The organism is Brevibacillus sp. (assembly GCF_003521185.1).
Lineage (GTDB): Bacteria > Bacillota > Bacilli > Brevibacillales > Brevibacillaceae > Brevibacillus > Brevibacillus parabrevis.
Genome location: NZ_DOTK01000002.1, coordinates 18558 through 43772, shown reverse-complemented (window position 1 = coordinate 43772; position 25215 = coordinate 18558). Strand labels below are relative to the sequence as shown.

The 25215-nt window shown below is 52.0% G+C and carries 21 protein-coding genes and 2 riboswitches; of the genes, 8 read left to right on the top strand and 13 right to left on the bottom strand.

Annotated features, from left to right (window positions below):
* Window positions 1–74: 74 nt before the first annotated feature.
* The 7 genes from DEP07_RS00335 to DEP07_RS00305 form a co-directional block, all read right to left on the bottom strand.
* Window positions 75–797 (bottom strand): nucleoside phosphorylase, encoded by a 723-nt coding sequence (locus DEP07_RS00335; RefSeq protein ID WP_173596329.1) that lies wholly within the window; start codon window positions 795–797, stop codon window positions 75–77.
* A gap of 1 nt (window position 798) precedes the next feature.
* Window positions 799–1461, bottom strand: coding sequence for a sulfite oxidase-like oxidoreductase (locus DEP07_RS00330; protein ID WP_287101960.1), 663 nt, complete (start codon window positions 1459–1461; stop codon window positions 799–801).
* A gap of 36 nt (window positions 1462–1497) precedes the next feature.
* On the bottom strand, window positions 1498–2412 hold the full coding sequence (locus tag DEP07_RS00325; protein ID WP_280648668.1) for an ABC transporter permease: 915 nt from the start codon (window positions 2410–2412) through the stop codon (window positions 1498–1500).
* Window positions 2399–3469: an ABC transporter permease gene (locus DEP07_RS00320; protein WP_280648669.1), complete on the bottom strand. Its 1071-nt coding sequence runs from the start codon at window positions 3467–3469 to the stop codon at window positions 2399–2401. Before DEP07_RS00320 ends, DEP07_RS00325 begins: the two co-directional genes overlap by 14 nt.
* Window positions 3444–4973, bottom strand: coding sequence for an ABC transporter ATP-binding protein (locus tag DEP07_RS00315; protein ID WP_173596326.1), 1530 nt, complete (start codon window positions 4971–4973; stop codon window positions 3444–3446). The genes DEP07_RS00320 and DEP07_RS00315 overlap by 26 nt, the downstream gene beginning before the upstream one ends.
* Window positions 4974–5067: 94 nt before the next feature.
* Complete coding sequence (locus tag DEP07_RS00310) at window positions 5068–6111, bottom strand: BMP family lipoprotein (RefSeq protein ID WP_122962506.1); 1044 nt, start codon at window positions 6109–6111, stop codon at window positions 5068–5070.
* A gap of 205 nt (window positions 6112–6316) precedes the next feature.
* Window positions 6317–6438: riboswitch (SAM riboswitch) on the bottom strand.
* A gap of 87 nt (window positions 6439–6525) precedes the next feature.
* Window positions 6526–8001 (bottom strand): methyl-accepting chemotaxis protein, encoded by a 1476-nt coding sequence (locus DEP07_RS00305; protein WP_122962505.1) that lies wholly within the window; start codon window positions 7999–8001, stop codon window positions 6526–6528.
* Window positions 8002–8163: 162 nt separating this feature from the next.
* Between DEP07_RS00305 and DEP07_RS00300 the strand changes: the two genes are divergently transcribed.
* Window positions 8164–8787, top strand: a complete 624-nt coding sequence (locus DEP07_RS00300) for a DUF3298 and DUF4163 domain-containing protein (protein WP_122962504.1) — start codon at window positions 8164–8166, stop codon at window positions 8785–8787.
* Between the two features lie 218 nt (window positions 8788–9005).
* Window positions 9006–9422, top strand: a complete 417-nt coding sequence (locus tag DEP07_RS00295; protein ID WP_063228891.1) for a MarR family winged helix-turn-helix transcriptional regulator — start codon at window positions 9006–9008, stop codon at window positions 9420–9422.
* A 53-nt stretch (window positions 9423–9475) separates the two neighbouring features.
* Here DEP07_RS00295 and DEP07_RS00290 read toward each other — a convergent pair whose 3' ends face one another.
* Window positions 9476–10909, bottom strand: a complete 1434-nt coding sequence (locus DEP07_RS00290) for an NAD(P)/FAD-dependent oxidoreductase (RefSeq protein ID WP_173596325.1) — start codon at window positions 10907–10909, stop codon at window positions 9476–9478.
* A gap of 130 nt (window positions 10910–11039) precedes the next feature.
* A riboswitch (purine riboswitch) is annotated at window positions 11040–11139 on the bottom strand.
* 283 nt (window positions 11140–11422) lie between these two features.
* On the opposite strand from DEP07_RS00290, the gene DEP07_RS00285 reads away from it, so the two are divergent.
* Window positions 11423–12610 (top strand): amino acid deaminase/aldolase, encoded by a 1188-nt coding sequence (locus DEP07_RS00285; protein WP_122962502.1) that lies wholly within the window; start codon window positions 11423–11425, stop codon window positions 12608–12610.
* Complete coding sequence (locus DEP07_RS00280) at window positions 12598–13914, top strand: D-arabinono-1,4-lactone oxidase (RefSeq protein WP_173599073.1); 1317 nt, start codon at window positions 12598–12600, stop codon at window positions 13912–13914. Before DEP07_RS00285 ends, DEP07_RS00280 begins: the two co-directional genes overlap by 13 nt.
* 91 nt (window positions 13915–14005) lie before the next feature.
* Here the strand turns inward: DEP07_RS00280 and DEP07_RS00275 are convergent, their stop codons facing one another.
* Both DEP07_RS00275 and DEP07_RS00270 read right to left on the bottom strand, forming a co-directional pair.
* Window positions 14006–15415, bottom strand: a complete 1410-nt coding sequence (locus DEP07_RS00275; RefSeq protein WP_173599074.1) for an amino acid permease — start codon at window positions 15413–15415, stop codon at window positions 14006–14008.
* 75 nt (window positions 15416–15490) lie between these two features.
* A complete protein-coding gene (locus DEP07_RS00270) occupies window positions 15491–16255 on the bottom strand; it encodes a dimethylarginine dimethylaminohydrolase family protein (RefSeq protein WP_063228884.1) in 765 nt (254 codons plus the stop codon).
* A 288-nt stretch (window positions 16256–16543) separates the two neighbouring features.
* Between DEP07_RS00270 and DEP07_RS00265 the strand changes: the two genes are divergently transcribed.
* Together DEP07_RS00265 and DEP07_RS00260 are read left to right on the top strand one after the other, a co-directional pair.
* Complete coding sequence (locus DEP07_RS00265; protein WP_122962499.1) at window positions 16544–17284, top strand: IclR family transcriptional regulator; 741 nt, start codon at window positions 16544–16546, stop codon at window positions 17282–17284.
* Window positions 17285–17342: 58 nt separating this feature from the next.
* On the top strand, window positions 17343–18977 hold the full coding sequence (locus tag DEP07_RS00260; protein ID WP_217022085.1) for a M20/M25/M40 family metallo-hydrolase: 1635 nt from the start codon (window positions 17343–17345) through the stop codon (window positions 18975–18977).
* A 108-nt stretch (window positions 18978–19085) separates the two neighbouring features.
* Here the strand turns inward: DEP07_RS00260 and DEP07_RS00255 are convergent, their stop codons facing one another.
* The 3 genes from DEP07_RS00255 to DEP07_RS00245 are packed head-to-tail and all read right to left on the bottom strand — an operon-like array spanning window position 19086 to window position 22964.
* On the bottom strand, window positions 19086–20222 hold the full coding sequence (locus DEP07_RS00255; protein ID WP_287101959.1) for a hypothetical protein: 1137 nt from the start codon (window positions 20220–20222) through the stop codon (window positions 19086–19088).
* On the bottom strand, window positions 20192–21496 hold the full coding sequence (locus DEP07_RS00250; RefSeq protein WP_242773739.1) for a tetratricopeptide repeat protein: 1305 nt from the start codon (window positions 21494–21496) through the stop codon (window positions 20192–20194). The genes DEP07_RS00255 and DEP07_RS00250 overlap by 31 nt, the downstream gene beginning before the upstream one ends.
* Before the next feature lie 52 nt (window positions 21497–21548).
* Complete coding sequence (locus DEP07_RS00245) at window positions 21549–22964, bottom strand: ATP-binding protein (protein ID WP_353772856.1); 1416 nt, start codon at window positions 22962–22964, stop codon at window positions 21549–21551.
* Between the two features lie 156 nt (window positions 22965–23120).
* Between DEP07_RS00245 and DEP07_RS00240 the strand changes: the two genes are divergently transcribed.
* Window positions 23121–23513: an OsmC family protein gene (locus tag DEP07_RS00240; protein WP_217022084.1), complete on the top strand. Its 393-nt coding sequence runs from the start codon at window positions 23121–23123 to the stop codon at window positions 23511–23513.
* A 42-nt stretch (window positions 23514–23555) separates the two neighbouring features.
* Complete coding sequence (locus DEP07_RS00235; RefSeq protein ID WP_353772855.1) at window positions 23556–25178, top strand: AraC family transcriptional regulator; 1623 nt, start codon at window positions 23556–23558, stop codon at window positions 25176–25178.
* The last annotated feature ends 37 nt before the right edge of the window (window positions 25179–25215 follow it).

Genomic DNA, 25215 nt, shown 5'->3' with positions numbered 1-25215 from the left:
GCTATCGCCCATGCTGGGCGCACGAAAAAAAGCCCAGGACCATTCACAGTCCTGGGCATGTTTATGTGATTAGATTAGGAAACAGCCACCAAAGCATCCAGCGCAATCAGCGCTTCTGCCTCAATCGCTTTTGCCATCGCATCGGTATGCGGGTTGTACGAAGCAAGCAAATCGGCATCCGCATAGCCGTCAATCGCCAAAATCGCTCCGGCCTTCATTCCGCGCAATACCGCGATGACGAACAGGGCGGAATTTTCCATCTCGACCGCGAGCACCCCGGCTTTTTGGTACAGCTTGTGCGGAAACTCCAGAACGCCACTGTAGAACACATCCAGCGTCAGCGTAATTCCCTCTGCTACGGGAAGTCCGGCCTCGTTTGCTTCTGCTGCTGCCACCAGTGCATCCGCCACGCGGCGATTGGCGACTGCCGGGAAACCCGGAGGAACGAGCTGGCTGGTCAGTCCGTCCTGACGCACGACAGCCGAGCTGATGACGAGGCTGCCAGGCTCGATTTCTTTTTGGTACGATCCTGCCGTACCTACGCGAATGATGACCTGCACGCCACCTTTTGCCAACTCCTCAAAACATACGGCAGCACCCGGCGAACCGACGCCGTGGCTGACTACGGCAACCTCCGTGCCTTTCCACGTCCCGGCATAGCTGTGATACTCGCGATTTTCTCCGATGGACCGATGGTTGTCCAGCTTGGCGGCAATCAAGGCAGCCCGTTTTGGATCTCCACATACGATGACACGCTTCGGCAACTGTTCCGGATCTACTTTCAAGTTCGTAAGCATCTCAATCAAACTCCTTTTTCTCCCATTCGTCTTCGGGAATCGGCAGCGCTTCACCGGAGAACCGCTCTTCGCGGAACGGGTCTGCGATCAGGTGAAAGCCGTTTTGCTCCCAAAATCCGGGGGTGTTTTCCGAAATAAACTCAATGCCTCGCAGCCACTTCACGCTTTTCCAGAAGTACAGGTGCGGCACAGTCAGGCGCAAAGGCCAGCCATGCTTGTCCGTCAGCGGCTCTCCGTCGAAGGAGTGGGCCAACAGCACGTCAGGGCGCATCAAGTCAGCGAGCGGCACGTTCGCCGTATAGTCGTGATCGCCGTGCAGCATGACGTACGATGCCTGCGGCACTACCCCGATTGCCTGCAAAAAGTCGCAGAACCGCACGCCTGTAAATGCATTGTCAAAACGCGACCAGCGCGTCACGCAGTGAATATCGCTGGTCACGGTGACTTGCGGCATCTCCATGATTTGCTCGTAGCTCAGTGTAACTTCGCGATCTACCTCGCCAAACACGCGCAATGTCCATTCCTTCATGTCGTAAACCGGGACTTCTCCCTCATGCAAAATCGGAAAGCGCTCGGTCAAAATTTGTCCTGGCGGAAGCCTTTTTGCCAGTGCCGGGTCGACTGCGGGCACTTTCATCCGTTTGATCCGATCTGCCTTGTTCATGTTGCGTCCCCCCTTTTCTTCGCTGACTGTTCTTTGTTAACGGGTGCTCTGCTGATTGTTGCTCGCCGCCTGCATGCGCTCTTTCAGGAAGAACATCGCGGCAACCGTGAGCAAATACGGCAGCATGGAAGTGAATTGCGTTGGCAGCGAGAAGCCTTGCAGACGAATGCTCAGCGCATCCATCAAGCCAAACAAAAAGCTCGACGCCAGTATTCCGATTGGATGGGACTGCCCCATCATCATCGCCACCAAAGCGATAAAGCCGCGTCCGGCGGTCATGCCCTCGGAGAACATCGTCACCTGGCCCAACGAAAGCTGTGCTCCTGCAAGCCCGCACAAAGCGCCGCAGATGACGATAGCCAGCACCTGCAAGCCCGTTACTTTCAACCCGAGGCTGCGAGCCGCAACCGGATTCGATCCGACGGCAAGAACCCGAAAACCAGTGACAGTCTTGTAAAAGAACACATAAAGCGCAATCGCAGCCAAAAACGCGAAATAAACAAGCGGAGAATGCCCGGAAAATACCTCGCCGACACCCGGAATATCTTTGATCACAGGGATGTCCCACTTCGGCAAGCCCGCCATATCTTTATCGTAAAAAGCCCCTTTGACGCCAAAAATCGCCCGCAGCGCAAACGTCGTCAGACCGAGCGCGAGGAAATTGATCGCTACCCCGACGACGATCTCGTTTGCTTTGAGCTTGATCGTCATATAGGCAAACAACAGAGCGAACAAAACACTCGTCAACGCCGCAATCAAGATCGCCAGAAACAAATTCCCGGTAAAGTGGTTGCCAACGATCGCGGAAAAGGCTCCGGCCAGCACCATGCCTTCCAGCCCCACATTAAAAATGCCTACACGCGAGCACAGCGCTCCGCCCAAAGCAGCCAGCAATATCGGTGTCACCATGCGAATGGTAGAACTGACGAGGGACCAATCAAGCAGCTCCATGCGATTCTCCCCCTTTTGCTTTCCGCTGTTTCCACCAGTCGTAGCTGAATTTTGCCGAAATAAACAGGATCAGCACTGCCGAGATGACGCTTGCCAACTCCAACGGCACGTCTGTGTTCCGCTCCACGCCCATCGCTCCAGTCTGAAAAGCAGCCAGCAGGATCGAGGTAAAAATAATCCCGACCGGATGGGAGTTTGCCAAGAGCGTCGCCATCAGGCCCGTCCAGGCGAAGTTCGGTACAGTCAAAGCGCCATCGACAAAACGGTAGTGCGCCCCCAGCACCTCGACCGTCCCTGCCAGGCCCGCCAGACCACCGCTGGCAAACATGCCTGTCAGCATGACGCGGATGCGGTTGATCCCCCCGTATTGAGCGAACAACGGGTTTTGCCCGAGCATTTTCACTTCATAGCCGAACGGCGTAAAGCGGATGACCCAGAACAGGATCAAAGCGCCGACAATGGCAAACAAAAACCCGGCGTGCACGCTCATCCCTGCGAACAGCTTGGGAAGCCAGACGCTCTTGTCCAGCATGACCGTTTGCGCCAAAGCTGCCGAACCAGTCCTGTCCCGAAACGGCTCCGTGACCAGATAGCTGGCAAACAAGACGGCAATGTAGTTGAACAGCAAGGAAGAAATCAGCAGCGGAATCCGAAACCGCGCTTCCATGATGCCCGGCAATAGCCCCCAAAGCCCGCCAACGACCATTCCCGTCACAATCGCAGCCACCAGCTTCACGATTCCCGGCGCCGGCAAGTAAATGGCTACCAGCGTAGCACTGATAGCGCCAAGCACCATCTGTCCTTCTGCCCCCAGATTGAATACTCCCGCCCGAAAAGCAAGCGACAGCCCCAGGGCGATCAGCATGATCGGTGTTGCTCTCGCCAACGTGGAAACGAAGAAGTAAAAGCTTCCAAATGCTCCCTTCCACATTTCCTGATAGGTGCCCAAGATCGATTCCCCTACCGATGCGATGACGAGCGCCCCGATCAACAGGCCGATGACAATCGCCAAAAGCGGCTGAACCAGTGATTTACACAGCTCTTTGATTGCTGCCATGAACGCTTCCTCCCGCCATTAACACGCTGATTTTTTCCTCGGTTGCCTCTTTGCGCGAAAGCTCTCCGGCGATCCGCCCTTTGTACATCACCAAAATGCGATCCGACAGCGCCAAAATTTCCGACAGCTCGGATGACACCAGCAAAATTCCGTCTCCTGCGTTGCGCTTGTCGATCAGCGCCTGATGGATGTACTCCATCGCTCCGATATCGACACCGCGCGTCGGCTCAGCCGCGATCAAAAACGGGGTTTCATGCCCCAGCTCCCGCGCGACGATCAGCTTCTGCAAATTTCCGCCCGACAAATTCCCGGCAAGCTCCTGAAGCTGCCGCGAACCAGTCTTGATCGCGAATCGCTCCACCCAGCCAGTCACAACCTGGCGAAACGCTTCCCGCAGTACGATGCCGCGCCGATTGAATGCAGGCTTGCGCTGATAGCCCATCAACGCGTTCTCTTCGACACTTTCCAGCTTGGCGGTTCCCCACATATAACGATCCTCGGGAATATGGGCCAGACCCGCTTCCCGGATTGTCGCCACAGATTTGTTGGTGACGTCCTTGCCGCCCAACCGCACCGTTCCCTCCTGTGCCGCCCGCAAACCGCTCACGGCTTGCAGCAACTCGGACTGACCGTTGCCAGAAACTCCGGCAATTCCCACGATCTCGCCGTGATGGACGGTAAAGCTGACCCGGTCGAGCAACGTCTGCTTTTCGCGCACCGACAAATTTTCCACCTGCAAAAGCGGCCCCTGCTCCAAAGCGACGCGCTCACTCAGCTCTTGCAGCTCGCGGCCGACCATCAACCGGGCCAAATCGTCCACATTTGTCTGCTCACGCGCAACCGTACCCGTCACCTTGCCGCCGCGCAGCACCGTGATGCGATCTGCTACCTCCATTACCTCCTGGAGCTTGTGCGTAATCAAAATCACGCTTTTCCCGCTCTCCGCCAGATTGCGAATCGTTTGCAGCAAGTCGCGAACCTCCAGCGGAGTCAACACAGCGGTCGGTTCGTCCAGCACGATGATGTCTGCGCCCTGGTACAGCACTTTCAAAATCTCGACCCGCTGCTGTTCTCCCACCGAGCAATTAGACACTTTTGCCTGTGGATCAATCGGAATACGGAACTTTTCGCTTAGCTCGCGCACTTTTTGCACAGCGTCATGGCGGCGGAAAAACCCGGCCTGCTGCGGTTCGTAGCCAATCACGATGTTTTCGGCCACGCTGAACTCGCCGAACAGCATGAAGTGCTGGTGCACCATCCCGATTCCGTTGCCAATGGCGTCCTGTGGCCCGCGAAAAGCGACCGGCTTGCCGTTTAGCACGATATCGCCGGACGTAGGCTGCTCCATGCCGTACAACATCCTCATCAACGTCGTCTTGCCCGCTCCGTTCTCACCGACGATCGCGTGCACTTCTCCGGCAGCAAGCGAGAACGAGACCTTGTCGTTTGCAATAAAATCTCCGTATTTCTTGGTCATGGCGCGCATTTCCAAACGATAGGTCATCCTTGCTCCCCCTTCTTTACGCTTTCCTTTCGCATATAAGGAAGACCGACTACACAGCCGTAGTCGGTCACAATCAAGCTCTGTGCACTAGCTTTTAGAACGAATCCGGCACTTTGCGGGTACCAGCAATGATCTCTTCACTGATCGCTTTTACTTTGTCCACAACTTCCTGGCCGATGAAAGCGTTCAGCGGTGTTTTGCTTTCGTGAGTCACATACGTTACGCCTACGCCTTTTTCTTTCAATCCGTAGTTGACGACACCTGGTTTGAAAGAACCTTCCACAAACGATTTCACGGTTTCATACGCTGCTGCGTCTGTCCCTTTCAGTTGGGACAATACGATGTGCTCAGGGTCAATCGTCGTGCGGTCAACGTCTTGTCCTGCTGTAAAGAAGCCTTTTTCCTTCGCGGCTTCGAATACGCCGAGATCGCCTACCGCAGCTGCTCCGTTGATGAAGTCAGCGCCTTTGGATGCTTGCAGCAGAGCCAGCTCTTTCGCTTTTGCCGGGTCAGTGAAGCTGCCCACGTAGTTTACCAGAAATTCTGCATTCGGATTGGTCGATTTCAAGCCTTCCTGGAATCCGCCTGTCCATTTTTTCAGAAGCGGAATGTCCATTGCGACAACCATGCCGACTTTGTTTGTTTTCGTGGCAAGACCTGCCGCCGCCCCCATCAGGTAAGCTGCTTCCTGCTCGCGGAAAGTAACGCTGCGCACATTTGGCAAGTCCACTACTGTATCAATAATCGCGAAGTTGCGATCAGGGTTTTCTGCGGCTACTTTTTTCAGTGCGTCTTCTGCTTCAAAAGAAGAAGTGATGATCAGGTCGTAGTTTTCCGCTACGGCTACGCGCAAGTTCTCTTCGATCGCACCATGGTCAGTCGACTCGATGCTTTTTACTTCCGCGCCAAATTCTTGTCCTGCTTTTTTCGCGCCCTCGTCCATTTGCTGGAAGAATGGGTTCACGCCGATTTTTTCCGGCAAAATCAAGGCAACGCGTTTCTTCGCTGCACCTTCTTGTCCTGCCGCTTGCTCTTTCGGCTTATCAGTCGATGCGTTCCCGGCAGGTGCATTCCCGCCTGCTGAACAACCCGCAGCCAAAACAGCAAAAGTAGTCAATGCCAACAACAACTTCTTCATGGTGTCTTTCTCCCCTATCTGAACGTTCTCCGTTTTCTCTATCCTAACCATAATGTACGGTTTTTCGACAAAAAGATCAATACCAAACACGAATATTTCACATTAAAATTATTTTATCGTTCGTTATTCTCCCTCTGTCCATCCTCCCCTTCTAACGAAAAAAAACTCTTCCCGAAGGAAGAGTTTGCGTCCGAAGCCGTCCTCTTCCTCATCTGTCAAAACCCCGGTACAGGTTTTGCAGGAATTGGCACCTTTCTGTACATGTCTCGCATGTCCAGTGGTTGCCGGGCTTCATAGGGCCAGTCCCTCCGCCGCTCTCGATAAGGTAGATCATCTATTGAGTTACAATGAACTTATTCTAGCAGAACGCTCTGAAAAAGCAATTGTTTTTTCAGATTGTTTCCGCCAGTTTGTTTATTTCGTTTGAAAGGTTTGCTGGAGTCGATGCGACAGGTTGCTAAGCTCACCCAGCTCTTCGGTAATTTCCCGCACCTTTTGATGCTGATTTTCTGCGGTGGCAAAAAGCTCTTCCAGGTTGGCAACCGATTGTTCGGTGACGGCCGTAATCGTCGACATCTCCATCGCCACTTCGCCTGAACGCATTTTGACCCGGTTCATGCTGGAACCGACATGCTCGGCCGCTTGCAGGAATGCCACCATGCCGGAGCGGACTGCCTCGATCGAAGCCACCGTTTTTACAGCCAGCTCCTGTCCTTTGGCTACAGACGCCTCTCCGTTGCTGATTTGCTGCACAGCGTTCTCGCTCTCCTGATGGAGCGATTTGAGAATTTCCGTAATCTCCTGGGTAGCGGTCGCGCTTTGCTCAGCCAGCTTGCGCACTTCGTCAGCTACTACAGCGAAACCGCGTCCATGCTCGCCAGCCCGCGCTGACTCGATGGCGGCGTTGAGCGCCAAAAGATTCGTTTGCGTAGCAATCTGGTTGATCGCTCCCACGATTTCTTCTACCCGGTTCGCCTGGCGATTGAGCTGGTGAATCGTCGCAGCAGCCACATTGACCGCAGACACGATCTGTTCCATTTGCTGCGAAAGCTCGTTCATCATGCCCACACTGTCTTTCAGGCGCTGGTTGTTTTGATCGGACTCGCTCTTCATCGCATTCGTCTGCGTCGTTACCGCCACGATCTCCTGGTCGATCGACTGCACCTCTTCTTCGATCTTCACAGTCGAATTGGCCTGCGATTCCATGCCAGTCGCAACTTCGCGAAACGCAATCATCATCTCGTCCGTATTGCGTTTCGTTCCTTCGGCATGCTCGTGCACATGCTCTGTCGTGCGGTCAATCTGCCCCGTCATCTGTTGAATATGTACGAGCATTTCTCCCAGACGGCGTTCTTTTTCCTCTGCTTCCTGTCGGGCGATATTCGCCTTGCTGAGAGAAGCTTGTCCAGCCAGACAGAGGTACGTTACAGCCCCCATCATCATGAGGATCGCTACAATCCGCAGCACCAGATTCAGTTCCGTGAAGTCGCCGCTAAAAATTTCGTAGGAGCCTGTATAAAAGCCGACCAGAGTCACAACAATCTGCGCGATTCCCGCCGACACTACCAGCTTCCAGTCGAGGTAGGCTGCCAAAAATCCCATGACAATGAATGCGAGAAAAGTTACCTCTGGATAGGTAGTAAAGTGATCGAATGAGATCGCGTAAAACATGAGTCCAATCGCTACCAAGTAACGAATGACATGACTGTCCCTTTTGATGAAGTAAAACGGTGACACAATGAGGGTGACCAGCAATCCGAGGGACGTCACTTTCCAGAAGTTTGCATCGACCTGATAAGCAATCAGTCCCGCCATCCACAGGTGGTTCCATAGGATAAAAATCATAAAGCCTTCTTTGTCCGTCAAGGTGTTACGAACCAATTGAATCATAAGTGCCCCCCTTTTCCTGTTACTTATGTATCGGATTCTTTAACCATTATATCGCGTGCAGATTGACTAATTTGTGAAAAAAGTGAGAACAGCCAAAACGATTGGAGAATAGGCTACTATCATCTCCCCTTATTTTAAGCTATTTGGAAAGGAACTGGAACTGTGGAAGAACAACTCAATCTGTTGCCAGCCACTGTGCTGACGCGGACCATCAACCGTCCGAACACCACGATTTACTACCCGCAGCTGGCAGGGCTGGCCAACCAGCAGGCGGAAAAAGACATCAACCGGGCCATTTTGCAAACGGTGCAAGGCTTGATCCACGAGCAGCAACGAGTGCAGGTGCCGGGAAATACACAGATGCAAGGCAGCTTTGAAATCAAGACGAATGAACGCGGCATTTTCAGCGTGACACTCAGCAACTACGCGTACACCCCGCAAATGGCTCACGGAATGACTTTTCTCGGGTCTGTAACAGCCAATACCCAGACAGGCAAGCTCTACACCTTGCGCGATCTGTTCAAGCCCGGCAGCGACTACGTCACGGTCCTGTCGGAAAACATCAAGCGACAAATCAAAGAGCGCGATATTCCTACTTTAGGTAATTTTACCACAATCAAGCCAGATCAGGACTTCTATCTCGCAGACAAATCACTTGTTATTTATTTCCAATTGTATGAAATCACGCCTTATTACGTCGGGTTTCCGATGTTCCCGATCTCCGTCTACGACTTGCAGTCGATTATAGACGAATCTGGCCCGCTCGGCATTTTGTCCGCCAGTTAAAAGTAGTGAACAACTGAACGCAAAATCGTGTGTGCACAAAGCTGAGCGACGGGGAACGACTGTCATCAGCTTTGTTTTTTGTTCGGAAAAATGCCTTTTTTACATTCGAATAAACATTTACTTATATGTCATTACCTGCTACTATTTTATTTGTACATATTTACTTAAGCAATCAAGCGCATCGTATCGAACCAGTTTTTTCTGGAGGTCTGATATTCATGCAACACTACGGTCACAAGATCGGCCAAACTGCCAGAGTTTTCAGTAAAACCTTGAATGGAATCATGTCGCCCATGGGATTATATAGCTCGCAATGGAGCATCATTCTCTGCCTGCACTACCGCAGCTCGCTGACGCAGGTGCAGTTGAGCAATTACTTGAACGTGGAGGCCCCTACCATTACGCGGACATTGACCCGGCTGGAGGAAATGGGCTGGATCATCCGCTCCGAGGGTGACGACAAGCGGGAACGGTACGTCTCGCTCTCGCCAGCCGCTATCGAGCGCTTCCCCGAGTGGCTGCAAGCTGCCCGCGACCTGGAAGACGTCGCCCTGCGCGATTTGGATGAGAGCGAGTTGGCTGTCTTTAATCGGGTGCTGAAAAAGATGACGGAAAACTTGAATACGATTGCATAAAAGGGCCTCTACCTAAACACATCGCTGTTCAGGTAGAAGCCCTTCTTCTTTTATTAGCTCATCCGTTTGACCATGCTGCGCGCCATCCAGACGCCTGCCGCTCCCGCCTGCGCCAAGCCGCGTGTGATTCCCGCGCCGTCGCCACCGCAGAACAGTCCTTTGATCTCTGTTTCAAACTCCTCTGTAAGCTTCGGACGAGCCGAGTAAAATTTCGCCTCCACCCCGTAAAACAGCGTGTGCTCCGAGGCGATTCCCGGCGTAACCTTGTCGAGCGCCTCTACCATTTCGATCAAGCTTTTCATCGTGTTGTACGGCAAGACCAGTCCCAGGTCGCCCGGTACCGCTTCCTTCAAGGTCGGCTCCAGGAAGCCTTCCCTGATCCGCGCTTCAGTCGAGCGGCGCGCCCGCAAAATATCGCCGTACTTTTGCACGATGACGCCGCCGTTGGACAAATCGTTTGCCCGTTTGCATATTTCCCGCGCGTATTCATTCGGCTTGTCAAAAGGCTCTGTAAACGTGTGGGATACGAGCAGCGCGAAGTTCGTATTCGGCGAGCCGAGAGCCGGGTCCTTGTAGGAGTGACCATTTGCCGCCATCACCCCGCTGTGGTTTTCCACGACCACGTGCCCGGACGGATTGCTGCAAAACGTGCGAACCCGTGTGCCGACAGACGTGTTGAAAATGAATTTGCCCTCGTACAGATGCTCGTTGATCTCGCGCATCACGACATCTGATGTCTCTACGCGCACCCCGACGTCCACCTGATTGTTGTACATTTTCAGGCGGCGTTTTTTCAAAATGCTGGTCAGCCAGGCGGAACCGTCCCGTCCAGGGCCGATCACGACAAAATCGCTTTCGTATTCTTCCCCGTTTTTCAGGACAACCCCTTTGACCCGATGGGCTCCGTCTTCCTTGACCGTCAAAATATCCTCGACCTCTGTCTTGAACATCATGTCGATCCGTTCCTTCAAGTATTCAAAAATCGACTGCAAAATCTCCAGGTTTTGCTCTGTGCCCAAATGGCGAACCTGAGCGCGCAACAGCTTGAGCCCTGCCGCATATCCGCGCTGTTCAATGCTTTTGATCGTCTCTGTCGTCGGATCGGTAATCGTCTCGGTCGCGCCGTGCTCCAGATTGATTTCGTCTACGTATTTGATCAAGCCGAGCACAGTCGAAGGATTGAGGTAATCCGTCATCCATCCGCCGAACTCCGTCGTAATGTTGAATTTGCCGTCACTGTAAGCGCCTGCTCCACCAAACCCGCTGGTGATCGAACAGGCCGGAAGACAGCCTGCGTAATCCTTTTTCCCGGCAGGAGGCGGGCAGAGCTTGATTTTCTCTTCCAAAATCGGGCAGCGTCTGCTGTAAATATCGTGGCCTTTATCTATGAGCAGCACCTTCGCATTCGGCGCTTTTCGCGTCAGTTCATAGCATGTAAAAATTCCGGCTGGTCCTGCTCCTACTACAATGGCATCGTATTTTTTCATCTGCAATTCCTCCCTGTAAACACGTTTGAATACTTGGTTTTTATCAAGCATGAGTCACTCTTGCGCAGTCTCCCCTGAGTTGTTGTATGGAAGACAACACAAAAAATTCCCGGCCGACGAATAAGGTATGTCAAAAAACAACCTCATTCGTAGCCGGGAATTTACGGTTCCCTGTAGAGACCCTCAAACCATATTTTCGAGGATATACGAATTTATTAAGGATTCATCAAGCCAGTTCATCTTGCTAACAACCATATGTATAGTAGCGCATAATCTGAATCAAGTCAATATACGATCACCCATTTATTCGTGTTTACAATTTTTTAACATGAAAACAGCTTGTTTGAAACGGTTACATTCAGCAAAAACCGAACATTATATCCGAACGTTCGTAATTTCCAAGGAACTCCCCCAAAAAAGTTGGAAGGAAACGACATAAAAAGATAGAATATGTAGAATTTTAAGAAATATTTTCGTATTACTACACTCATACAAAAAGGATGGGGCTTGCCCATGCGGGATTATCGTTATTACCAGTCTGCCTTTGCAGGGATTCCAAAGCCATTCGCTTTCGTCGACCTGGACCTTTTGGAGCAAAATGCCGAGCAGATCGCTTTGCAAAGCAATAGAAAGCCGATTCGGATTGCCAGCAAGTCAATCCGCAGTGTCGCCCTTCTCAAGCATCTGTTGCAGTTCGATGACTGCTTTTCCGGGCTTATGTGCTTCTCGGCTCCCGAAGCGCTCCATTTGTGCGCGGCAGGCTTTGACGATTTGCTGCTGGGGTATCCCGTCTGGGAAAAAAGCTGGCTGCTCGCCCTTGGCGAACAGATCAGGCAAGGCCGTACCATCACTTTGATGATCGATTCCGTCTCCCATGTGGAACATCTGGAACAAATCGCCCGCGAGCAAGACGTGATTTTTCCCGTCTGCCTGGATATAGACATGTCGTCCGATATGTTGGGCTTGCATTTCGGCGTTTGGCGCTCTCCTCTGCGTTCTCTGGAGTCCGCCGTTGCGCTTGCTTCCCGCGTCGCTTCCTCCAAGCATCTCCGCCTGGACGGAATCATGGGCTACGAAGCGCAAATTGCAGGCGTCGGCGACCGCTATCCCCGGCGATTTATGAAGAACAGCCTGATTCGACTGCTGAAACAACGATCGGTAAAGGAGGTGGCACATCGCAGAGCGGAACTGATGAAGGCACTTACGGCAATGGGAATCTCGCTGCGCTTCGTCAACGGCGGAGGGACAGGAAGCTTGCACCATACGGGAAAAGAAGACGCCGTTACAGAACTCACGGCTGGCTCCGGCTTCTTTTCTCCCGGACTTTTTGATTACTATCAGGACTTTCATTTCCAGCCAGCAGCCGGCTTTGCCCTGGAAATCATCCGCAAGCCGACCGAGCATATTTACACTTGCGCAGGCGGCGGCTATATCGCTTCCGGTTCAGCCGGAGCGGACCGATTGCCCAAACCGTACTTGCCGCAAGGTGTCCGGCTCATTTCCAACGAAGGCGCCGGAGAAGTGCAAACCCCCATCCAGTATCGCGGGTTGGAAACATTGGAATTGGGTGACCCCGTCTTCTTTCGCCATGCCAAAGCGGGCGAGCTGTGCGAGCGCTTTTCGCGGCTCTATTGTGTCTCAGGAGGAAACGTTGTTGATGAAGTGACGACATACCGGGGGGATGGACTATGCTCACTGTAAGCAAAAAAACAAACCGCTGGAGCAACTGGACAGGAAACGTTCAGAGCCAGCCGCGGCACATTGCCATGCCGCAATCTTTGGATGAGGTCATCTCCGTCGTCCGCGCCTGCAAAGCTGACGGAACGCGCATCCGCGTCGTTGGTTCCGGGCATTCTTTTACCAGACTCGTCCAGACCGAGGAATGCCTGCTTTCCCTGGATCGCTTGCAAGGAATCGTCCACGTCGACCAAGAGCAGCAAACCGTGGAAGTCTGGGCGGGAACGAAGCTCAAGACGCTTGGCGCGCTGCTCCATCAGGCGGGCTATTCCCAGGAAAATCTCGGCGATATCAACGCCCAGTCCATCGCAGGTGCCGTCAGCACCGGAACGCATGGCACGGGCATTCAATTCGGAAGCGTCTCGACACAAGTCGTCGGATTGACGGTCGTTACCGCATCAGGCGAAGTGCTGGAGGTGTCAGAGCAGTCACATCCCGATCTGTTCAAAGCGATGCAAGTCTCCCTTGGATTGCTCGGCATCATCGTTCGAGTCAAACTTCGCGTCCTGCCTGCTTACCGCCTTCGCTACCAAAGCCATCGCATGCCGCTTGATGAATGCTTGTCTTCCCTCGATACATTCAAGCAATCGCACCGTCATTTCGAATTTTACACCTTCCCGTACTCCGATACCGTCCAGGTCAAATTCATGAATGAAACCTCTGAGCCATCCAGTGCGAATCAGCAATGGAGCTACATGAAAAAAATGGTGGTGGAAAACGGTCTGTTCTGGCTGCTTTCGGAGAGCTGCCGTCTGCGCCCGACACTTACCCAATCCGTGAGCAAGCTGTCGGCGCAAAGCGTCCCGAACGTCAACGAAAGCGGCTATAGCCACGAGCTGTTTGCCACGCCGCGTCTGGTCCGTTTTTACGAGATGGAGTATTGCATTCCCGCCGAGCATATGGGCGAAGCCATCAAGGAAATGCGGCAAGCCATCGAGCAAGAACGCTTTGCCGTGCACTTTCCGCTGGAATGCCGCTACGTGAAACAGGACGATATTTGGCTCAGTCCCGCTTACGAACGAGACAGCGCCTTTATCGCCGTGCACATGTACAAAGGCATGCCATATGAAGCGTACTTTTCGCGCATGGAGCAAATTTTCCGCCGCTTTGGCGGTCGCCCGCATTGGGGAAAAATGCACAACATGACGGCAGAACATCTGCATCAGTTGTACCCGCGCCTGCCCGACTTCCTCGCGATCCGCGCTCAGCTTGATCCTGACGGCATGTTCGTCAATCCGTATTTGTCTGAACTGTTTGGGCTGACCTGAATCTGACCCAAAGAACCAGCCATACCTGACACGACACGCAAAAATGCCCCGCCACGGCAACTGGCAGGGGCATTTCATTTTGACCGATCGTCTAGCCTTGGGTCGGAATATCCGGCTTGATTTTCTTGTTGCGGCCATAGCGCAAATAGTAGTAGAGATAGAACAGCGCCAAAGCGCCGATCCCGTAAAACAACCCTACCCGCTGCGTCGGATCAAACGCCGGGAAGATGAGGATGAACGTGCACAAAGCCAGACACAACAGCGGCATCACCGGGTAAAACGGCGCCACAAACTGCAAGTCTTCAAGCTTGCCGCCTTCCTGCAAATATTTCCGGCGGAAGTTGAATTGGGACAGGGCAATGCCCATCCAGGTAAACGTGACCGCGATCCCGGAAACAGACATCAGCAAAACGTACACGGTATCAGCCGCGATCACGCTGGTCAGAAGCGACAAAAGCGAGAAGGCCAGAGTCGCAAGCAAGCTGTTCAGTGGAACGCTCCGCTTGGTCAGCTTGCCGAATGCCGGATGCGCCATCCCGCTGTGCGACAATGCCCAGAGCAAACGGGTAGCGGCGTACAGGCAAGAGTTTCCGACAGATAAAAGCGCTGTCAAAATGACGAAGTTCATAATATCCGCCGCAAACGGAATGCCTACCGAATCAAATACGGTCACGAACGGGCTTTCCAGCAACCCCAGCTCGCTGGATGGGAAAAGAGCGGACAAAATCATGACCGAAGCCACATAGAACACCAAAATGCGGAAAACGACATTGCGGATGGCCCGCGGGATGTTTTTGTGCGGATTTTCCGTTTCTCCGGCAGCGATCCCGATCAGTTCCGAGCCTTGATACGAAAACACGACGTTCATCATCGTGACGAAGACAATCGCAAACCCGAACGGAAACAGCCCGCCATCCGCGGAAAAGTTGGAGAAGAACGGAGCTTCCCTGCCCTCTATACTGACTATACCGAAAATAGCACCTAGTCCGACAATAATGAAGATAAGAACGGCCAACACTTTGATGCCCGCAAACCAGTATTCCGTTTCCGCGAATCCTTTGGTCGTCAGAGCGTTGAAGGTAAAGAGCAAAAGGATAAAGAGCGCGCACCAAATCCAGATCGGCGTATCCGGGAACCATCGCTGCATAACCATGCCGGCCGCAGTAAACTCCACGCCAGCCGTCGTCGCTGAACCGAGCCAGTACATCCATCCGAGTGTAAAGCCGCTTGCCGGGCCAATGTACTTCGTCGCATACGTTTGAAAAGAACCTGTTACGGGCATTTTCACGGAAAGCTCACCCAGGCAGGTCATCACCAGGTACAGCAGAATGCCCCCGACGACAAACGCGACGAGCGCTCCGCCCGGCCCCGCCTGATTGATCGTATACCCGGCATTCAGAAAAAGCCCCGTTCCGATTACTCCGCCAAGCGACAGCATAAAAAGATGGCGGCTTTTCATCGAGCGTTGCAGTTGTTTGTCCTTGTCATTCCCAGCGTTCATATAATCCCTCTCTTTCCCCAGCTCGTGAGTGGAAAATAGATGTGTAAAAAGTAAGCCGGGAAGGAACTGCCTGCGTTAGAAGCGCAGGGACAGGCAGCTCAATCCTCCATCTTGCTTGCGGAACTCGGACATATCCAGCTCGATTACTTGGTAGCCAGCATCCGTGATCTGTTTTTTCGTGCTGTCGAAGCCTTTTGGAATGATTACATGGTCATTGATGTGGATGCAGTTGGCGGAATACTCCACTTCTTTTTCCACTACCAGATGCTTGTAGTCTTTGAACACTTCGGAGTCGATAAATTCGCCTGCGAGTACGAGCGTGTCGTTACCCAGGTAAGCAATGCCCGTTTTCAGGTGGAAAAACTCCTTCAGCGGAACGATTGTAACCTCATAGCCGTATTTGGAGAGGATTTCCCGGAACTGAATCGCGCCTTCCTCGTTCGTACGCGTGGACAGGCCCACATAGAAATGATTTTCTACCTGCATGACATCTCCGCCGTCAAGGAAGCCCGGAGCCTGAATGTATTCAATCGTGTCATAGAAACGCGGGAGCACTTGTTTCATGTCCTCAATCTCACCGTTGCGGCTGTCCGCGCCAGGGTTGGTGATGACCGCGCACTTTTCGGTCAGAACCGCTGTATCTTCTACGAAAGTGGAATCCGGGAAACGCTCGTCCGCTTCCAAAACGGTCACTTCCAGACCCGCTTGCTTCAGCGCCTCTACATAAGCAGCATGCTGCTCCAAAGCAAGAGCGAAATCCGGCTTTCCCAGATCGGAAGTCGTCAGACCGTTCACGTAGCTCTGCCCCGGTTTTCTTACAATCGCACGAGAAAATTTCATGATAAAATCTCCCTTCTGTTTTGAAATCTCGTCAGTGGAACAAATGTTTCAGCGGCGATGATGCATCGCTTCGTTTTACTGTTGATTATTCCGTATTGTGGAACGGCTTCTACAATACAAAATTACACTCCTAATGTAAAATAGTTTTAAATTTTTTGTCAATGAATTTTTGTCTGCATGAAATGATGTTGATTCGTCCGAATAATTCTGATAGATTGATCTCATAAAAAGCTGGCGAAGCATCTGACAAATCGTCATTCGCAAAACGAAAGCCAGGAGGGAAACAACTTGGTACAATCGATTGACCGGGCGATGAGCATCATCTTGGTCCTGACATCTGACGAAAGCAAGACGCACTGGTCTATCTCAGAAATCGCAGAGAAGACATCTCTCCCCATCAGTACAGTCCACCGCCTGATCAGCAGTCTCATGAAGTACGGGCTGATTCAGCAGATCCCGGAAACCAAGCAGTACAAGCTTGGCATCACCTGGATGGAAATCGGTCTGCGCATCCTGGACAAAATCGACATGCGGGCAGTCGCCCGAACCGTTATGGAGCAGTTGGCGGCAGATGTGCGCGAGTCGGTCTACCTGAATATTCCAGATGGGCATGACGCTATCGTGCTCGAACGGGTGGAAAGCTCCATGACTGTCAGAAGCATCGACAATCTGGGAGAGCGCATCCCGCTGCACATCGGCGCGGCCAACAAAACGATTTTGGCGAACATGGAGCCTCGGGAAGCGGAACGAACCGTCATGGCACTGATTCCTGATCCTGAGCAGCAGCGTGAATTTATGAAGCAGCTCCCCGCCATCCGCGAAAATGGTTACGCTGTCAGCTACGGGGAGAAAACGGAAGGAACCGCCTCCATCGCCGCCCCCATTATCGGCTATAACCAGCGAGTGGTCGGCGCCCTGAGCATCGGTGTTCCCACTTATCGGATCACAGAGGAGCTATTGGCTACCTTGATCGATCGCGCCAAGCAAAGCGCCAAGGAAATTTCCAAAAGAATCGGAGCAACTCCGTAATTTTTTTGCCCACTAAACGGAAATGGTTTTCACTATACGGAAAACGGAGGCATACCCCATGCAAAAATGGCAAACAAAAGAGCAACTCGTCGATCTTCTGTGCAATTTGGTGAACATCCCGAGCATTACCGGATCGCCTGCTGAGAAAGAATTGCCTGGCTACATCGTCGAGCAACTGCGTTCATTGCCTTACTACCAGGCGAATCCCGACCACGTTCAGGCCAATCCGACCGAGGATGGACGTCATTTTGTCACGGCGCTCGTCAAAAAACCGGGCGTTCGCGACACCGTCATTTTGGTAAGCCACTTCGATGTAGTCGATGTGGAGGATTACGGCGGCTGGATGAAGCATGCCTTTGATCCGAAGACGCTCACTCCGCTGTTTCAGCAAAACCAGGCGGACATGCCTGCCGATGTGCAGCAAGACTTGCGTTCCGGCAACTGGCTGTTCGGACGCGGGACGATGGACATGAAATGCGGCTTGACCCTGCACATGTCCATGATCGAGCAAGCTTGCGCGGGCGAGTTTGACGGCAACATCCTCTTGCTGACGGTTCCGGACGAAGAAGTAAACTCCGTCGGCATGCGGGCAGCTGTTCCTCGTCTTTTGGAAATTGCCCAACAGTTTGATTTGCACTACACGACCGTGCTTAACTCCGAGCCGATGTTCACCCGCTATCCGGGCGACCAGAACACCTACGTGTACACAGGCTCCATCGGAAAGGTCCTGCCAGGCTTCCTCTGCTACGGAAAAGAAACGCATGTAGGCGAGCCTTTTGCCGGGTTGAACGGGAACTACATGGCATCGCAAATTACGTGCGAGCTGGAGCTGAACACTTCTTTTTGCGAAGTCGTGGACGGCGAAGCTTCTCCGCCGCCTACCAACCTGATCCAGAAAGATTTGAAAAAAGAATACTCGGTGCAAATCCCGCATCGTGCCGTGACGCTCTTCAACCTGTTCCTGCTGGAAAAACAAATGGAGGAAGTCGTGGAGCCGCTGCTTGGCGCAGCCCGCAATGTAGCGGAACGCATCCGCGAAAACTACCTTCGCCACGCCAGCCAGTTCGCCAATTTCGCTCCGTTCAGCCCGCGCGACCTGACGATCTCTGTGATGACCTATGAGGAGCTGTACGCCTACGCCTTGAAAACGCACGGAGAAGACAAGCTGCGCCAGCTGGAGGCAGATGTCATCGCTAACCGCCAAGACAAGGACGACCGCGACACGACAATCGAGCTGGTCGATCAGCTGGCGATTTTGTGCAAAGAGCTGTCCCCGATGATGATTTTGTTCTTTGCCCCACCTTTCTACCCGGCCGTCAGCTCGCGCAACCATCCGTTGATCCAGCAAACGGTCGCAGAGATGGAAGCATACGCGCGCGAACAGCATCAAGTGACCTTGCTCAAGCAAAACTACTTCGGCGGAATCTCCGACCTCAGCTACGTCGGCCTGCAATACCCGGCCGCGTCGATGCAGCCGCTGGTCGCCAACATGCCGCTGTGGGACAACGGCTACTCGATTCCGCTCCAGGAGCTGGAAGCCTTCGACGTCCCTGTCATGAACCTCGGCCCCGTCGGCCGCGACGCGCACCAATGGACGGAGCGCCTGGACGTTGATTATGCGTTCGACACATTGAAAGACATGCTGCCGAAATGCATTCAGTCCTTGTTGCGGAATGGGCGGGCAAGCGAGTAACTAACACATCAATAGAAAAAAGGCTCTTACGGCGAGGCATGAAGCATGGCTGTCGCGTAAGGGCCTTTGTTTTCAGGAAAAAAGGGACGGCAAGACAAGAGGCTACCTTTAGACTTTGTCTCCCACCGTTTCTTTGAACTGCTCCACGCTCTCCACCGCAAGCCAACCGGGCATGCCTCTCGTCCACACACTCAGTTGCTGCCAATCGACCTGCCCCGTCTCGATTGCCCATTTCAGCTCATTCGTACGCAGCATCGGCAACGGCATACCATTTTCAACCGGAAGCCACAAAGCTTCCTCCCCCGAGCTGGAAATCGGCATCGCTCGAACCTTGGAATACGCTGTGTCGTAATCGTACCGAATAGGGCAGCCGTCAGTAACGATCCCCTCCAGATACAACTGGATGTTGTTCACCAATTGCACAGCCTTTGCTAAATAGCTGTCAGCTCCCTCCAACAACCGGGCATTTCCGGCACGGATCGCGCCTCCCTGTTTCTCCACCTTGTTAAGCAGGACTTCAGACCAGTTCCAGCAAACAGGGGCATTGTCGCTATTACGCCACTTTACCCCCTGAGAATGAACCACCATACCGTACTTGCCCAATGCAAATTTGCTAGGATAGACAATGCCGTAAACCCATTCATTGTTATCAATTTCGAAATGGTTGCAAAGAAGCTTCATCTTTTTGGTCGGAACGTCCACACCTGTCCAATAATGTGGATACCAATAATACCGGAAGCATATATCCCGCATGTAAAATAGGTCTACCTTATCATTGCAGTTGATACCTTCCCGGCGCACAGTAATTGGCGTGTTGCTTGATCCTTTCTGTCCAAACTGCGGCTTCTGAAAATGTCTCCCCGCTGCTTCCTGTATCTCCCTTAACATCTCTGCGACAAGATGAGCATTGTACTTCCTCTTGACCTTAACCATGATGTTATCTTTCAGCCTAACGGTATTGGCGTCGATAGCCGCAATATCCGAAGAAATCAACTCGTCCCAGGAAAACCGCGTGAGCGACCACCACTTTTTTCTATATACAGCAGAACAAGTAACGACAAGTCCATCTTTGCCACTACCGAACGAGGAATTGATGAGGGCAACCAAAATCTTCTCATGTGCTGGAATCCGAAAGATACGCATGGTTTGATGCTTGTTGTTTTCGGACAACACCAGTTTGTCAGCTTCCTGGAAATATTTCAAACATATAGAGGTCAGCTCAACCGTCCATTTCGCCTGTTCCACAGAGGATCTCCTTCCCTTATTATTTTAAGTAAGCGACCCTTTACACGCTTTCTCCTCATTTGGAAAAGAACATCTAGCGATTTTAGCAGAAAGTAAAGTATGAACACAATCGGCCTCAACAATATCAGCCAGAAAAAGTAAACAATATGGGGAGGCATCGCCCTGATCCAAAAACCTAACTTGAGTTTAAACAGGGAGAAGCCTGCAGGCGCTTCAGAAGCTTTTTGCAGCCAGTCTTCCACTTGCGGTTGCCCCGGGAAGCGTTCGGCACACTTTTGAAAATGGGCAACAGCCTTTTTGTACCTCCTTCCGAGATATAACAATCGACCATAATGCATGTTCATTTCCAGATTATCAGGTTCAAGCTTTAAATACTTTTTGAGTTCCTTAATTGGACTAAATCGGTTTGCCATCAGCATCAGCTGAATCGATCTTAAATAAATATCAGGACGGTCCCTGTAAAGCTTTGCATAAACAGCGCTTTTAAAACTCATCCCGTGAAGATATCCAAAATAATCCGCCTGGCTCTTGGAAATTGTCTCCTGCAACTCACTTGCAAAACGATACTCTGGATCAATCTCCAGTGCCGCATCAACTGCTTGCTTTGCCTCTTCCAGTTTCCCAAGATCGTAAAGAACATCGGCATGTCTCGCTAGAAAAGTCGGGTTACTCGGTTCTATCTCAAGCGCTGCCTTGGAATTCCGTTCTGCTTCTTCCACAAACCCCAGCGTTCCGTTAACATATGCCAACTGGGCATAGCTCCAACCATACTCCGGGTTCAATTGTATGCTTGTCTGCAAAAGCTCCCGTGCCTGCTCAAACCCTGCTTTATACCCTTTATTCCAGAATCCCGTGCCTGCAACTGATTGAATGATCCTATCACCGTAATTGTTCTCCGCCTGATAGCATATGGACACAGCCAAATGATAATAAGACATGGCCTCTTGTGGATCAAGCTCGACGCTGTGCTTCAACACTTCAACTGAATCGTCATATCGTTTGGTATCCCGATAAATCAAGCCAGCCAAACGATACACATAATAATCGTCCGGTTGAAGCTCAATCCAGTGAGCAGCGTACTGAAGCGCCTCTTCATAACGGTTGAGATTGTAGCAATTCCAGCCCGCAATGCGTAAAGCATCGCAGTGATCGGGGGCAATCCGCAATGCCTCCATGGCTTGTTCCAAAGCAGCCTCGTTCTTGCCCATATCCCAATAATGATTAGCTAATTTGATAATAGCTGAAATCGTTCGCTCTTGTTCTGATATCGCCATGGCTTTCTCCCTTTTCCGATAACTCAGTCTGAAGGTACTGCGATGTAAAGCGTCAAATCAATCTGCCGAATTGCCGGAGATAATCTTCGACTTCATTGTAAATACCGCTTTGGTTCGAGTATTTGACGTAGTTTTTGGCTGTGCGCAACCATTCCAGCGTAGTCGGTCGAATTTCGCTCAACGCCTGCTCCATATCCCTCATCTGAATCGGGCGCTCAACCCCTGTCTCAAGAATGTTCTCCAATACGTGCTCCGTAGCTCTTTCCACTACGTTTTCAATGTCTGCACCTGAATAAAATTCAGTGGCTTTCGCCAGTCGTTCCACATCAATTTTGCTTGAATATCTTCCTTGAAGCTTGATTTCAAAAGTAAGTTTCCTCGCCTCCATATCCGGTGGCGCAACAAAAATCATTCGGTCGAACCTGCCCGGGCGTTTTAATGCATTGTCGACATCCCAAGGCAAATTGGTTGCTCCCAGTATCAATACCTGGTCTGTGCTTGTATCAATGCCTTCCATTTCTGTCAGGAGCGTGTCGACAATCCCTCGCATGGTATCGGTGGAGGCTCTGGAGCGGTTGTAGCCGACCATGTCAATTTCATCGAAAAACATGATGCTCGGTTTGTGAGCACGAGCTTTTTCGAACAATGCCTTCAAATTTTGCTCGCTTACTCCTATGTACGGGTCGATCACATCGGTAATATGCACAGGAAGAAATGTCGCCTTGCATTCGCCCGCTGTCGCTCTGGCCATAAACGTTTTCCCACAACCGGGCGGCCCGTAAAGCAGGACGCCGCCACCGATTCTTTTGCGGAATTTCGAGAATAGCCCCTGATTGAAAAACGGACTGATAATGCGTAACTGAATCACTTTTTTCAGATCATTTAACCCCGCTACATCCTGAAAGGTAATCGTAGAAAGTCCAGGAGACGCTACTCTTTGCTCTTCTTGCCCTCCATCTAACAGCTTCAAACCAGGAAGCGCTTTTGCCGCATAGTAGCGTACATCAGAACTGGCCTGATCGTTTTTTTCGTCTTCCCATTTATTCTCAGGCTCCTCCATGTTATGTTCTTTCTCAACCTGGCAGGATTCAATTGCACATTGCTCATCTTGATGAGCACCATCGTTGCTCGCTTTCGGTGCCTGCTGCCGCTCTTTTGGCTCCATCCCCTCATTCAGGACGACTGAAGCGGAAGCCGTTTGAAGCTGCGTTGTAACTTGCGAAAGCTCCAGAAGCAGTTTTTTTCGCAATTCATCATCTCCACCACAGCAAGCAAGCCCGGCCGAAAATGCACCAATTGCGTCTACATTCAGTCCATTTGTGGCATATTCTACCCCGAGCCAATAATGAGCCTGAGCATCTTCAGGCCGATCGACAACCATCTGGCGCAGCCACTCTATTTTATTCATATTTTGTTTTCCACCCTTGTCAAAAAAATAGATCCTTCTATTATTGTCGAATTTTACCATGGTTTTTTGAATAGTTTTGTCGAAAATTTTGATAAACCGGGTTATTATGCCACGAAATTACCGGCAATCGACCAACACATAATTACCAGCTTTTTATGCCCCCCTCCCCACTTTTTCTTTATAATGAAGAAAAGCTATCGCAAAGGAGAGCGGGACATGAATTTTGAAGCAAAAGAAAAAGGGTTCGTCACCCATTTATCATATGGCGATCTGCACGTCTCTGGCGATGAGGCGTACGGCTTTCGCCCTTACCAGCTGCTCGTTTCTTCCATTGCCGTTTGCAGTGGCGGCGTCCTGCGCAAAGTGTTGGACAAAATGCGCATGCCTTGCACCGATATGAAAATCACAGCAGACGTCACACGCAATGAAGCAGAAGCAAACCGCGTTGAAAAAATTCACCTTCACTTCATCATTACCGGAGAAAACTTGAAGGCAGAAAAAGTGCAAAAGGCCGTCGATGCCGCCAGCAAAAACTGCCCGATGGTACAGTCGGTAAAAGGCAGCATCGTCGTCACCGAGTCGTTCGAACTTGTGCCACTTGTACCGTAATCCGCTAACTCCACGCTATTCCATTTGAAATGAGAGGTCATCATGGGCGACAACCACGCAGCGACAACCTTTTTCCTCTTGAAAAGCATCCGGCAAATCGCTTTGCCTCCGAATCAAGCATGGTCGCTTCCCGGCTGCCCGGAACACGCCTTGCTCATGATTACGGAAGGCAGCGGATATTGGCAGAGCGACGACACCGCTAGTGCCCCGCCCCTGTCTTCCGGGAGTGTACGATTTTTCGCACCGGAAGCTGCCGATTCCATCGTAGCTGGGCGTGATGCTTCTCTGTCTTTTTTCGCCCTCTTTTTTGACGCGCTGCAACAAGACATGAGGCAACAAAACAACTATGCACCGGATGGCCTGTGGCACCCTCCGGCCGACAGCTATCACGTCCAGTCTCTGCACGTCTGCCTGGAGCTGGCCCGCGCCTTGCTTGCCGACCATGAGCACAAGCACGAGGCAGCGAATCCACTGGATATGTTGCAAAATCAGATTCGTTTTCAGCAGCTGTTGCTCACGATCTGGGAGGCCCCTGCCGCGCAAGCAGTCGTGGAATCGTCGCAACCCATCGACCAGACTCTCTCCTACATCCATGAACATTACGCACAATCGCTCTCGCTGGCTGATCTGGCCAACAAGGCCGGGCTTACGCCTCGCTACTACACGGAGCTATTCAAAAAGAACGTAGGAAAAAGCCCGATTGAATACTTGACCGGGTATCGGATGGATCAGGCAAAAAAGCTGTTGTGGGACTCGAAAAAGCGTTTGCGTGAGGTAGCGCAGCTTGTCGGATACGAGGATGAATTTTACTTCAGCAGACGGTTCAAGCAGCAGGTTGGCGTCTCTCCGACTGTCTTTGTCAAAATGAGTCAGCGGCAAATCGCCCCTGTCACTTTCCAGTACACCGAGTATTTGATGGCTCTTGGCATCAAGCCTGTGGGGGCGCAGGAAGACCAAGTCTCTCACATGCGGGAACAGCTCCGGCTACAAGAGGCGTCAGATATCATTTCGCTGTCCAAAGCTTGCCCGGATTTGATCAAGCCACTGCAACCGTCCTTTATTTTGACCGATTATCCAAAAGATTGTGCGGCCTTCTCCTCGATTGCCCCTACGTGCGCACTGTCCTGGACGGATGACGACGTCTTTGGTCATTTGCAGCAAATTGCCGACCTGTTCGGGCAAAAAGACAAAGCGCTGCTCTGGTTCAAGCAGCATGAGCAAAAAGTGCAGAAAACGAAGCGGTACGTGGACGCACGCATCGGCAAAGAGGAGACGGTGTCGATCCTGAATGTCCGTCCGGCGCACACCTTTGCTTACGGCGTTCGCAATCTGGGGCACGTCTTGTACAAATCGCTGAAGCTGACGCCGCCCCCGATCATTCAAGACAACATCAAGCGCGATCCGAATTTTTGGGCCGTTCCCGTACAGGAACATCAACTGAACGCTTACGCTGCCGATTGGCTGTTCGTCCACATTTTTGACGACGACCTGTCGCGCGCTCATTTTCAAGCCCTGACCCAGCGCAAAGAGTGGCAAAGCATTCCTGCCGTACAAAAAGGACAAGTCGTGCTGCTTGGCCCCGTCTGGTTCGCGTATGATCCCCTGTCGCTTGACGCCCAATTGGACGAAGCGATTCAGCTGTTGGAGCAGCAGAAAACTTCCTGACCGCCGGATTGTCCAAAGAAAACCGGAATATCCTCCA